Origin of the sequence: Lactiplantibacillus herbarum (assembly GCF_001039045.1) — a bacterium.
GTDB lineage: Bacteria > Bacillota > Bacilli > Lactobacillales > Lactobacillaceae > Lactiplantibacillus > Lactiplantibacillus herbarum.
Map to the genome: position 1 here is coordinate 14,233 of NZ_LFEE01000030.1, position 12,367 is coordinate 26,599.

The 12,367-nt window shown below is 44.3% G+C and carries 14 protein-coding genes; 5 read left to right on the top strand and 9 right to left on the bottom strand.

Annotation, left to right across the window (positions count from 1 at the left end; all coding sequences use genetic code 11):
* Positions 1-320: 320 nt before the first annotated feature.
* From ACG95_RS09560 to ACG95_RS09570, 3 genes are read right to left on the bottom strand one after another with little or no spacing between them, the layout of a single operon-like run.
* On the bottom strand, positions 321-1,097 hold the full coding sequence (locus ACG95_RS09560) for a hypothetical protein (RefSeq protein WP_048000303.1): 777 nt from the start codon (positions 1,095-1,097) through the stop codon (positions 321-323).
* Complete coding sequence (locus ACG95_RS09565; protein ID WP_048000304.1) at positions 1,090-1,797, bottom strand: ATP-binding cassette domain-containing protein; 708 nt, start codon at positions 1,795-1,797, stop codon at positions 1,090-1,092. Before ACG95_RS09565 ends, ACG95_RS09560 begins: the two co-directional genes overlap by 8 nt.
* On the bottom strand, positions 1,778-2,167 hold the full coding sequence (locus ACG95_RS09570) for a GntR family transcriptional regulator (protein ID WP_048000305.1): 390 nt from the start codon (positions 2,165-2,167) through the stop codon (positions 1,778-1,780). Before ACG95_RS09570 ends, ACG95_RS09565 begins: the two co-directional genes overlap by 20 nt.
* 227 nt (positions 2,168-2,394) lie before the next feature.
* On the opposite strand from ACG95_RS09570, the gene ACG95_RS09575 reads away from it, so the two are divergent.
* On the top strand, positions 2,395-2,676 hold the full coding sequence (locus ACG95_RS09575; protein ID WP_048000306.1) for a bacteriocin immunity protein: 282 nt from the start codon (positions 2,395-2,397) through the stop codon (positions 2,674-2,676).
* Positions 2,677-2,862: 186 nt separating this feature from the next.
* Here ACG95_RS09575 and ACG95_RS09580 read toward each other — a convergent pair whose 3' ends face one another.
* Positions 2,863-3,786, bottom strand: coding sequence for an alpha/beta hydrolase (locus tag ACG95_RS09580; RefSeq protein WP_048000307.1), 924 nt, complete (start codon positions 3,784-3,786; stop codon positions 2,863-2,865).
* A 120-nt stretch (positions 3,787-3,906) separates the two neighbouring features.
* Between ACG95_RS09580 and ACG95_RS09585 the strand changes: the two genes are divergently transcribed.
* Genes ACG95_RS09585 through ACG95_RS09595 form a run of 3 tightly spaced genes read left to right on the top strand, consistent with a single transcriptional unit; the run spans position 3,907 to position 7,002 of the window.
* A complete protein-coding gene (locus tag ACG95_RS09585; RefSeq protein ID WP_048000308.1) occupies positions 3,907-5,706 on the top strand; it encodes a M3 family oligoendopeptidase in 1,800 nt (599 codons plus the stop codon).
* Positions 5,707-5,724: 18 nt separating this feature from the next.
* Complete coding sequence (locus tag ACG95_RS09590) at positions 5,725-6,141, top strand: helix-turn-helix domain-containing protein (protein ID WP_048000309.1); 417 nt, start codon at positions 5,725-5,727, stop codon at positions 6,139-6,141.
* A 9-nt stretch (positions 6,142-6,150) separates the two neighbouring features.
* Positions 6,151-7,002, top strand: coding sequence for a hypothetical protein (locus ACG95_RS09595; RefSeq protein WP_048000310.1), 852 nt, complete (start codon positions 6,151-6,153; stop codon positions 7,000-7,002).
* A 71-nt stretch (positions 7,003-7,073) separates the two neighbouring features.
* On the opposite strand, the gene spxB is transcribed toward ACG95_RS09595, so the two are convergent.
* The 5 genes from spxB to ACG95_RS09620 form a co-directional block, all read right to left on the bottom strand.
* The gene (spxB, locus tag ACG95_RS09600) at positions 7,074-8,831 is read right to left on the bottom strand and encodes a pyruvate oxidase (RefSeq protein WP_048000311.1); all 1,758 of its coding nucleotides are present in this window, start codon (positions 8,829-8,831) and stop codon (positions 7,074-7,076) included.
* A gap of 258 nt (positions 8,832-9,089) precedes the next feature.
* Positions 9,090-9,875 carry an alpha/beta fold hydrolase gene (locus tag ACG95_RS09605; protein ID WP_048000312.1) on the bottom strand — a complete coding sequence of 262 codons (786 nt, stop codon included), beginning with the start codon at positions 9,873-9,875 and terminating at the stop codon, positions 9,090-9,092.
* Between the two features lie 115 nt (positions 9,876-9,990).
* The gene (locus tag ACG95_RS09610; RefSeq protein WP_048000313.1) at positions 9,991-10,311 is read right to left on the bottom strand and encodes a thioredoxin family protein; all 321 of its coding nucleotides are present in this window, start codon (positions 10,309-10,311) and stop codon (positions 9,991-9,993) included.
* A 93-nt stretch (positions 10,312-10,404) separates the two neighbouring features.
* A complete protein-coding gene (locus ACG95_RS09615; protein WP_048000314.1) occupies positions 10,405-10,704 on the bottom strand; it encodes a hypothetical protein in 300 nt (99 codons plus the stop codon).
* A 137-nt stretch (positions 10,705-10,841) separates the two neighbouring features.
* Positions 10,842-11,480, bottom strand: a complete 639-nt coding sequence (locus ACG95_RS09620) for a hypothetical protein (RefSeq protein WP_048000315.1) — start codon at positions 11,478-11,480, stop codon at positions 10,842-10,844.
* Positions 11,481-11,712: 232 nt separating this feature from the next.
* On the opposite strand from ACG95_RS09620, the gene ACG95_RS09625 reads away from it, so the two are divergent.
* A complete protein-coding gene (locus ACG95_RS09625; protein ID WP_048000316.1) occupies positions 11,713-12,225 on the top strand; it encodes a DUF2798 domain-containing protein in 513 nt (170 codons plus the stop codon).
* Positions 12,226-12,367 lie beyond the last annotated feature (142 nt).

Consider the following 12,367-nt stretch of genomic DNA (forward strand, 5'->3'; position numbering starts at 1 on the left):
GAATTATTCCTGGGTTTGGAATAGTTGCCGGTTTTAGCGTTAAGCGGAACAAACTGCCTTATGTCACACGTTTCGACTATTAATATTCGGAGTACTGAAAAAGCAGTAATTACCACCACGTTTTTTATCTAAAAACAATCGAGAGTGCACTAAAAACCGAGTGCTAGCTAAGCGGAGGTCTCTGCCTGCTGGCGCACGTTTCGACTATTAATATTCGGAAACCTAAAAACCCGCATTAACCATCAACAATCATAAATTTAAAAGTGAAAAAAGAACCACTAACCGATTCACTGGTTAGTGGTTCTTTTTTCAGTTAAACCTTAATTTAACGTAGGTTCAACCCATTTTTGTAAGACGAGCGTGTTAATCACACCTTCGACCAGGATAACAGCCAGCATGACTAAAATGCTAGTCCATACTGAACTGACATTACCCTGATTAACGAGCTGACTAGATAAATAGCTAACCATGCCGATGAGAGCACTAGCAACACGGAACGCAATGTAAATCACGACGATCGTAATAATCACATTCACAAATTGTTGCCGGAAACGAGGTAAGAAACCTGCCGTCGCATTCGTTGCAAAGTGGATCAACGAAATCGTGCTCCAGACCAATACCATCGCTAAGATGATAACTAGAAAGGCACCTGCAATTGCTTGCCAGAAGCCACTGCTTAAACTAAATTGGTTGAAAAACATCGCACTCATGTTGAAACCGGTCGTCAACGTTGACCAGCCCAGTGTCAATGTCAGTGCAAATAAAATAGCTTGCATCAACCAGAGATAAATCATGTTAACCAGTGAAGCCGTCAGATTCAACGTATAGAACTTCCAATCGCTAATTGGTAGTAAGCGATAAGTGGTCGCCCGTACCGTCTTCTCGTTATTAACTGCCAACATCACAAACCCAACCAGGAGTGGTAACATCGCCCAGGCGCACAGATTATAGAAAAGTGTGGCCGTCGTAAAGTTACCTTTGATGGCTGTCCATAGACTAGTCACGACTACGGCCAACAATTCCAACCCTAATAACAGGTTCATCCGCATAAAACGTGGCCAACTAAATGCTTTAAATAATGACCAACTACTAGTCATGTGTGTCACCTCCTGCATACAAACTTTCGTAATAATCTTCTAATTCCATTCCTTGCTGATCTCGAATCTCGTCAGCGCCTTTGTGGACACTAACCGTTTGATCCTTCACCACGACAATTTCATCGAGGATCGGTGCAATCTCGGTTACATAGTGGTCACTAATTAGTAAGGTCGCATTATCTGGCGTCCACTTGATGATACTATTGATAATCTTCTTGCGGCTCATACTGTCGATACCACTGAAAGGTTCATCTAATAAGTAGAGCGCAACTTGGCGACTCAACGTCAACGCAATAATCAATTTTTCACGCGTCCCTTTAGACAACGCTGCTAATTTCTGCTGACCATCAAGATTTAAGAAAGTTGATAATTCTTGATAACGGTCGCTGTTAAAGTCTGGATAAACTGATTGATAGAACTTAACAATCTGTTGCAATTTAATACCACTGTTAAATCCGTTCAAGTGATCCGTAAAACTGACTTGTTGTTTACGAGTAACGGCAGTCGTTGCACCGTTAACTTCAATGGTCCCTTTTCCCTTTGCACTACCTGTAATCAAACGCATCAGCGTTGTCTTACCGGCCCCATTCTCACCGAGCAACCCAATAATTTTCCCTGGTGCTAATTCGAGTTGAACATCGTGCAGAATCAAATGTTGGTTATGCTTGTAACGTAAATCTTTAATCGTTAATGCTGTCATCTGTCTGGACCTCCCGTTGCTTAATATAACGCTGCATACTCGTTATGATTTCATCATCACTCATATTTAATCCGTGTAGCTGATCATAGGCTACGGCAAGTTGCGTCATGATTAACGTTTCTTTTAGCCGCGCAATCAGCTCCTGATCACTAGTGACAAAATTGCCCTTGCCACGCTGGGAAACCAGCGTGCCTTCTGCAATCAATTCACTCAACGCTCGTTGAACCGTATTGACATTAACGGTCAAATCAAGCGCTAACTGACGTACTGCCGGCAATTTAGCCCCCGGCTGTAAAGCCCCCGTCATCATCTCATGATAGACATGCTGCTTGATTTGATAATAAATTGGTACCTTGTCATCAAATTTCAACTTACCGGCCTCCCTAGTGTTATATTTATCTATTACAATATAACACCACGCCGATTAAAAAGCAATCAACCACAATTACTTTCCAAACTACTCCTTTAAAATAGAAAACTTTTGAGTTGCGTGACAGCGGTTACATTCTCCGTTTCAATATTCTATCAACAGCGCTATACTTAGGTTAGTAAGTAGTCTTATCATTTATTCATATTAAACCAAAAGGGATGAGTCACATGTTAAAAAACGAAAATGCAATCGCACTAACCCGTGCCATCGACATCGCCTACAGCACCCCAGCTGTTCAGGCCATTCCAGAGTTACAGCAATTATTAGCTAAGGCTGCTCAAGAGTTAGACTGCGTTGCTGATCACCATCAAGTCGCTAAACAACTCAACCAAGCGCTAACCACTTGGGGAGCAAGTCATGATAGCGGCCCAGCTGCTTTAGACCAGTTATACTTGGCTACACTTAAAGACAGCGTGGGTATCGAGTATCAAATGCCTTACCGGGCTTAAATTAGAGAACTCAAAAAGGCTGTGACATAAGTCATAGCCTTTTTGAGTATTCCGAACGTTAATGGCCGAAATGTGCGCCAAAAGGCAGTTTGTTCCGCTTAACCCGAAACCAGCGACCATTCCAAAAACCGGAATAAGCGCTGGTTCCACGTTAATGCTCGCAAACTAACCGCCTTGTGGCCCACTCTATTTTACATATTGTTCTAAAAACTTCCGCACGTGTTGCTTATACCGTTGATAATCCTGGGTAATCGCCGTCGTGTGCCCGGCACCCTTAACCAACCAGAGCTCTTTCGGTTGATTAGCATTTTTATACAGGCTTTTACTCATTGAAGTAGGAACAAAATCATCCTTAGTGCCACTGATAATCATGATTGGTAGATGGTTCTTGCGAACCTGCGTCACCGCGTTAGCTTCCTTAAAGCTGTAACCCGCACGCATTTTGGTAATCAGGCTCGTCACGTTAACTAGTGGAAAGGCCGGCAAGTGATAGAGTTGCCCCGCCTGATAACTGATGATCGCGTTGGCACTCGTAAATGGACTGTCAACAACGTACGCCTTGATCTGTGGAATCTGCTGTTCACCGCTAGCCATGGTCATGCCAGCCGCACCCATACTGATTCCGCTCATCACAATCTGAGTCGTGTTAGTACGTTTAACAACGGTTCGCGCCCACTGCAAGTCATCACGCCGTTCCAACCAGCCGTAGCCAATAGCGTTTCCCTGACTGTCCCCAGCTGCTCGAGCATCGGGAACTAAGACGTTGTAGCCTAATTCATGATACATACCAGCCCAAGCGCCCATCAGCGATTTATTTCCAGCAAAGCCGTGTGCTAAGACCACCGTCTTACGTGAATTTTTAGCCGGAATATACCACGCCACTAATTTTAAATGGTCATGGGATTCAATTGTCCACGTCTGCTTACGGGCGTGCAAGTACCAATATTTCTGATGATAGACCGAACTCTTCTTCGATAATGTCGTACTCTGCGTTACAAAATCCTTGTCACCCCTGGCAATCGCCACGTGATAAAAATAACTCCCCGCACCGATCAAGCCACCACCTAATAGGATGATTACCACGCCTAACGCGATCCACCATCGTTTCATTACTACTCACTCCCTCATACGATTCACGAAAATCCTGTTTAAATCAGGAAAATTTCGCCACTACTGACATGATAACGTTTATAATTAAAGATAACTAGACCAAATTCAGGAGGCCATTTTATGCATTATTCCGAAACGTGGGATTTAGACAGCATTTTCGCTGGTGGAATTGATTCACCCGCATTGACTGCTAAAATCGCCACGATCAAACAACAACTGACCACTACAGCAGATCTCCTTATTAAATGGCACGCAACCGCGGACACGCCCAATGCCGACTGGTTTGCCCAACTCGTTGACAGCTTGCAAACGATTCAAGCTGGTATCGACCAAGCAACCGTCTTTGTCGTCGCCTTTCAATCCGCTAATGCTAGCGATACCAAGGCAGCGCCTCGATTGAATCAACTCTATCAATTGGATAATCAGTTAACTGATCTGATGACCCGGTTCAAAAAAAGACTGGTTAAACTTGATAACGCTACTTTTGAGACACTAATCAAGCAACCAGCCCTTCAAGCGGTCGCATTCAATTTAACTGAAATGCGCAAGCAAGGTTTAGCTTTACTTGACGATGATACGGAAGCCCTGATCAATAACTTAGCGCTCGACGGCTTCCAAGGTTGGAGCGATCACTACGATACCCTTGTTAATCAGATTGAAATCCCCTACATTGATGAACATGGCGTGACACACACATTATCTGCTGGCCAAGCTCAGAACATGTTAGCCGCAGCTATGCCCAATGCTCAGCGAGCTGAACTAATGCGTCATTGGGAACAAGCTTGGCAACAACAAGCTGCTCCATTAGCTGACACGTTGAATCATCTGGCCGGTTTCCGCTTAGCTAATTACCGTGCTCATGGTACCGATGATTATTTGCAAAAGCCATTGGAACTAAATCGCATGAGTCAGGCCACCCTCGACACGATGTACCAAGTCGTGGCTGACAACCAAGCGATGTTGCTCAGTTACCTTGAACGCAAGACTGCGTTATTAGGTAAAACCCAAATTGATTGGCAAGACATCGACGCCCCATTGTCCTTAGGCACAGCACCTAGTCAGACTTACGATCAAGCCGCTGAGTTTGTCATCAAGAACTTTCGGCAGTTCAGCCCCAAGATGGGTGACCTAGCTCAGTATGCTTTAGAACACCAGTGGGTCGAAGCTGCTAACCGCCCTAACAAACGTCCCGGTGGTTACATGGAGAACTTACCTGAAAGTCATGAATCACGCATCTTCATGACTTTCACCGGTTCGCCAAATGATACCGCTACTTTAGCTCACGAACTCGGTCACGCTTTTCACGGACACGTCATTCAGGATCTACCACTATGGCGCCAAGATTACGCGATGAACGTGGCTGAAACGGCGTCAACTTTTGCAGAACTCATCGTAGCTGATGCAAGCGTTAAGGCTGCTGACAACGCCAAGGAAAAGCTAACGTTATTGGATGCTAAAATGCAGAATCCACTAGCGATGTTCTTGGACATCCGTGCCCGTTACCTTTTCGAGACACGCTTCTATGAAGCCCGTCAACAAGGACTCGTCACCGCTGACGAACTGTCCCAATTAATGTTAACCGCTCAACAGGATGCTTACGGCAACGCATTAGGCACTTACCACCCGATGTTCTGGGCTAGCAAGTTACACTTTTACATCTCAGACGTACCGTTCTACAATTTCCCATACACCTTTGGCTATCTCTTCAGCCTAGGTATCTACGCGCAGGCTAAGCATCAACCAGATTTTGAAGGCCGCTACATTGCCTTGTTACGTGATACTGCTAATATGTCGACTGAAGAACTCGCAGCCAAACATCTGGGTGTCGATCTAACCAAGCCAGCTTTCTGGCAAGCTGGTGTCGCTCTGATCAAACGCGATATTGATGAATTTATGGCCCTATCCGCACCGTTAATCTAAAAGAATGGAAGTGAGCACATGTTTCCAGAACGTTTAAGAGCTTTACGTCGTGGTCAAAAAATGACGTTAGCCGAACTTGCTTCAGCTCTCAATGACCTTCCCGCCGCAGACCAAACGTCGCGCAGCAACACTGCCGCGCAAATTGGTAACTGGGAACGCAACTTACGGACCCCTTCCTACTTGGAAGTCCGTAAGTTAGCAGAATTTTTCAACGTTACAACTGACTACCTATCAGGTAAATCAGATCAAGAAGAATACGACCTTGGCCGCATCTTTCTCTCTGGTAAACCACTGATGTTTAACCAGGATCAATTATCCAGTGAAGACCGTTACGAACTATTTCAATTGATGGACGGCTACCTTCACGGACGTCAGCACCGTAACACGACTGACGCCAGTGGACAGGAAGAACTCGACCTACATTTTGATGATTAGGAGTTTTCAATGAATCCCAAGAAATTAAAACAACTAAAAAAAAGGGCTAAACAGCAAGCCGTCACGCCTTATATCCAACAACTCACCCGGTACCGCGAACTCTTCAAAGATGATCCCAAAGTACTGGTACTGATCAATAACATCTTGGAAAGTGACCGACTAATGGCTGCGGGAATTCCACCCCAGCAGCTACCCGTCCTGCAAATTCCCGATAACTTCCAAGACGAACTCTTTGAACGCATCAATCAGACTTATGCGATGGGTGATCCAGCGGGCGATGCTGAATGGGAACGCCTATCAGTGGCCTTGCCAAAAGTCGATCAATTATTACGCGATTTCCGCGACTATATTGAGGATAAATACGGTATGTGGGCTTACATCAGTGCCCCATTCCTAAAAGACCTTGCTGATTTTACTGGTAACGTGCCCGTACTAGAAGTCATGGCTGGCAATGGCTATATCTCTAAAGGTTTGCGTCGCTTGCACCCTGGCCAAACCGTCTATACAACCGACTCTAAGGATTGGACACACGAAGCAGACAATCAAACGGGTCGCCAGCCGGTCACCGCGATTGAAGGCCTCGACGCTGTCAGTGCTTTCAATAAATATGCTAGCGAGATCAAATACGTCATCATGGCGTGGTCACCCGATAAGCTGACGATTGACTGGGACTTGCTTCAGGCCATTCGTAACAGTGAATACGACGTGCCGCTGATCTGTATCGGCGAGCAGTACGGCGCTACTGGTTCCAAGCAGTTCTGGGACCAAGCTGAATACCAGAATGACGCTGCCGTTGAGCAGTTGAATGCCCACTTCCGACCATTTGATTTGATTCACGATCAGGTCTACGTGGTGCGATAAATACCATTAAAATAAAGCACTCACCTAGCTATCAATACTAGATGAGTGCTTTATTTTAATCTAAATTCAGTTTACTGAACGTTAAATTCTTTAAAGTAGGTTGCCAATGGTTTCAATTCATTAGCATCATACTTCTCCTTGAAGGCTGATACTGAAGCATCGGAGGATTTAGCTGGGTCCACATCCAAAATTTCAACTGGTAAACCACGTTTGTCCGTAATATTGGCATCGATTAAGACTGGACGACCGGCTTTGATTTCAGCCATCGCTGTTTCAAACGCCGCGTGCAATTGATCAAAGTGATCCACACGAATCCCTTTAACGCCCATACCTTCTGCAATCTTAGCGAAATCGGCATCAATCAGGTCAATCCCATAAAATGGTTGTGGAATGTCTTCCTGTTCAGACTTAATAAAGTTCAACGTCCGGTTTGACGTCACAATATTGAAGACTGGTAAGTGGTACTTCACTTCGGTCAATAAGTCTTGCATCACCATTGAGAACGCCCCGTCACCAGCAATATTGAATGCTTGCCGCTCTGGATAACTCATCTTGGCTGCGATTGCACCTGGGACACCTGCTCCCATCGTTGCAAACAGTGCGGAGGTCAATAATTTCTGCTTTGGATTCATTTTAAGGAACCGGAAACTATTGATAGTATTGTCACCAACATCCATTGAGAAGACGGCATCGTCCTCAGCAACCCGGTTAATTTCTTGATAGACCTGTTCGTATTCCAATGGATCACTAGTCCGTTCACTGAGTTTCTTCAAGTACATTTTCCAATCCGCCATGTCAGCCTGCGCTGCCTGGTAGTATGGTGATGGTGCGGCTGGTTCGCTAAGTGCCAATGCGCGTTTTACGAACTGTTTAGCATCACCGTTAATCCCATAGTCTAAGTGGTGGTGACGGCCAAACTTGCCCGGATCAAGCTCAATCTGAACGTATTTGAAATCGTGAGTCGTGTACATGATCTGTGCAAACGAATAGTCAGCCCCTACGGAAATAACGAGATCCGTAATCGCCATTAGTTCATCCGCTGCCTTAGAAGCAGCCCGATAAGCACTGCCCATGTTGCCGGCAAAACTATCTGGAATGACACCCTTAGCTAAACCGGTAATAATAATTGGGACCTGTAACCGCTCGGCCAAGGCCATCATATCTTCGGTCGCACCACGGGTCCCCTGACCAACGTGGAAGACTGGGTATTTGGCATCCTTGATCATCTTTAAGACATCTACAACTTGCGTATCTTCAATCGCTGGTACCCCACTCAACTTGGCAGGCATACTTGCTGAATCATAAGCAATATCTGGAATTTCAACATAGCCAAAGTCATTAGGAATGGTGACCACTGCAACCCCATTGTCACGGTAAGCCGCTCTGATCGCCTTATCAATCACGTATGGCAAACTTTCAGCCGTCATGACAGTCCGGTTGTAGATCGCCACGTCACTAAACATTGGTTCTTCCGCAAATTCTTGGAAATAATCATAGTTCATATTAGTGTGGGCAACTTGGCCAACTAAGGCAAGCACTGGCGCATGATCTTCTTTCGCATCGTACAAGCCGTTTAGTAGGTTAACCGCACCGGGACCAGCTGAACCAAATGCTACCCCTATTTTACCCGTTAATTTAGCATCGGCCGCTGCAGCAAGTGCCCCAACTTGTTCATGGCGCACTTGGACGTATTCTAGTCGTTCCTTTTCGACGTCTAACGCGTGCATGGTCGAGTTGAACGAACCGCCAGCATAACCATAAATATGCTTAATATCCCAAGCCTCTAAAACCTTTAACATTGCAACGGATGCTTCAATCATTTTTGCCATAGTGAATGCCTTCTTTTAAGTTATTGTTATCGCTTTCATTTACAATTATTACTATATATCTGCATTGTCTAAAATTCAATTGTAAACAACCATAATTTGATGATTAATTTTATTATCAGTCATCACTAGAACAAATCAATCCTCTTTGTTCTAGTTTATTTACGCTCAGAAGCACCGTTTCGATTCACTACTAAAAAACGTGTTCCAAGTTGCCATCACTTAAATGTAATGATCACTTAGGAACACGTTTTATCGACCTTATTTAATTAACTGCTCTGCCAAAAAAGCTACGGCCGCTTCTTGAATCTTATGAGGCACGTGATGTACGCCACCCTCAGCACGTTTGAAGACGGTCTGTGCCAACGCTGGCGTCTGCTCGAAACGTTGCTTAAAATCGCTAATGTACTTGTATGGTACCATCTGATCAGCGGTTCCATTGAAGAAGAACATTGGTCGCCCAGCCAACTTTTCAGGCTGTTCCGAGAGATCAAAATGTGCTAATTGCTGGTAGGTCTGCGCAATTAATGCTTCAGGTAGCTTAGCTTGTAATTGAGCTGGCAATTGGCTGACCTGATCCTTGGCAAACGCCACTGGTTCTGGTGAGCCAATCAGAGAAACGCCGGCCACAACATCTGGTTGAGTCGCCATGATACCAGCTGCCGTAATCCCGCCCATTGAAGTTCCCATAATCCCAATCTGATTGCGATCACTGATTCCGGCCGCAACTAACGCATCCACTAATTGTGGAAATTCCGCGACTGAATGACCGACGATCGACCAGAAATGTTCAGGATGGCGATCAAGGTCTGTCCCGTCATTGCGACTGCCATGTAAGTGGGCTGCAGGAATGATAACCCGAAAACCAGCCCGTACTAATTGGTAAGCCGCTGATAGTTCAGTCGCCGTCTGTGTTGTCCAACCATGATAGTCGATGATTGTTGGTAACTTAGTCTGCGCCTGACTAGCCGCAAATACATGCAGTACTGGTAGTTCATCAAACTTAGTTGTCCGTACAATTACGTCTTCAAATAAATTTGTTGCCATATTTATCACCGTTTCCAAAATTAATAGTTAACAGTGTAGCAGACAATACCTATAAAACCAATTAAAATGCGCCCGCAACAATTGTTAACCAATCATTACGGGCGCATTCAACAAACTATTTTTCTAAAGTATCTAAGAAATCTTCAACTTGTTTTTGGGTCTTACGGAACTTGTCAACGTAACGACCAGTTTCTTCGCCATCTTCGATTCCAACAAAGCTAGGAATCCCCATGACACCCATTTCTTGAGCAATTTCAATGTTAGCATCACGGTCAACCGTGATCCAATCATATTGGTCATACTTAGCTTCAATCTGAGGCATGACTGGTTTGATAAAGGCGCAATCTGGGCACCAATCTGCCGTGAAGAATAACATGTGTTTTCCCGTCTTGATACGTTCGCGAATTTCTTCGTCACTTAGAGTTGCTGTTGCCATGAAAATGCCTCCAATATATTTTATAATAACTATAGTTTAACACATACTAAAAGTAAGTAAAGTGTTTTAGTTCGCTACCTAATAAATCATTTATTAGCCAAGAAATTTGATAACGAGCGCAAAGTACACCAAGATCAGCAATCCTAATCCCAACGTCTTCAGTAGTGCGATCCACTGTCCACCAGCCGTGCGCCCTTTAGGACCAAAGCACATGTAGACACCACCACACAATACAGCTATGGTCCCTAGTTCACGTCCCCAATTCGCATTCATCAAGTACACGAACGGTCCAATAATTCCACCAACTAAGGCAATGATACCCATTGCCTTCAGAATCAGTCGTCCTAATCGCTTGTCCTTCTCATCATAAATCTCATGTTTCTCTTTTGCCATTCCTTCTGCCACCCTATGTTTACTTGTTTAATCTAGTATGACTTACTTAGCGTCACTTGGCAAGAAGGCGGTTACAAGTCTCCTGTATAAAAACATCTCGTAATCCGTTTTGATTACAAGATGTTTTTATGATAATTCTAGTTCGTTGGTGATGTCGCAACTACTTGCCACACATCACCTTGGGCTAACTGTTGCTGCTCTAATTGTCCCTGGGCATTGACCCGGAAACGACCAGCTAGATGAGCCACCCCACTGTTTTGATTTTCATAAACTTCTACATAAACCAAACCGGCTTGTTGGTACTGATTAAAGCTAAAATCTTGTTTAACTGCCTTAGTATTCTGATACTGTGGCGCGACTTGTTGCCATGCCCAATCATTGACTTGCGCCGTAGTTAATTGATTGACTGATGATTTGGTACTAGTTACAGCTGAACCGCTCGAACTAGTTGTCTCATCTTGTTTCGCAGGCATAGCTTTACTTGAACTAGTACTTTGGCTCGTTGCCGAACCATTTGCTGAACTACTAGTTGAAGAAGCAGTCGAATTACTACTAGTTGAACCAGTAACAGTTGATTTCTCACTAGCTGACGAGCTAGTAGCCGCTTTTTTTTCAGCTGCCGTTGAGCTCTTTTTCTGACTAGCCTTGTTCTTTGACACAACTGATTTAGTCTCACTCACTCGTGGACTACTATCCGTTGCTGGCCATAAGTAGTAGCCACCGCCTAACAGGACGACAGCCCCCACCACTACAGTACTGATCAATGTTTTTTTCACGATAATCAACTCCCCATCAAATTATCATTCCACTACCTAAATCATACGCTATGTTGTGAAACTTTACCAACGTTTACCAGTTCTAGATCAAAACTTAAGCTTTCAATTAAGTTTACTTTGTGACCACTCTGTAAACGTTTTATAATTTGTAATCAAATTGTTACTTATGACACCCCCTTCTTACGTGCTATAGTAATCAACCGATACTAATATTAGGAGTGTGTTTTATACAATGCCACGCAATTTAAAAGAAGAAGTTGTTTTCACTGCCATCATGGCTGGTCTAATGGTTTTCGTCATGACCGCCTACAACGTTACCCTTGCTCAAGGCTTCAGTAGCAGCCTACCTTTAGCCATTATCAGCGGCTATCCACTCGGCTTACTCGTTGCGATCATCCTTGATCTATTGGTTGTCGGACCAATCGCAAAGGGCTTAGCATTCAAATACATCATTAACGACTACATGCGCAAACGAGTTATCTTAATCGGGATCACTATTTCAGTATTGATGGTCTTAGGGATGGTTACTTGTATGTCATTATTCGGGATTACTATGGAAGGCGAACTTTCTGGTAGCCACGTCTTAGCAACTTATGGTCACACTTGGATCTTCAACTTGATTGTTGCCTTACCATTACAACTATTGATCGTTGGACCACTCGCTCGTGCCGTTCTCGGTAAGATGCAAGCAGCTACGGCTGATACTGATGCTAATCCAATGCCAACTGCTGACGAAGAAGATTAATCAGCTTACTACATCAAAAAATTAACTGTTTTTCACTAATAAAACGTGATGCCAAACTCGCAATTAACGGGGCTAGGCATCGCGTTTTATTTTTTACCTAAAGGTTGAAAGCTAATTATTCAATGAAAGTGTTGGTATGCCT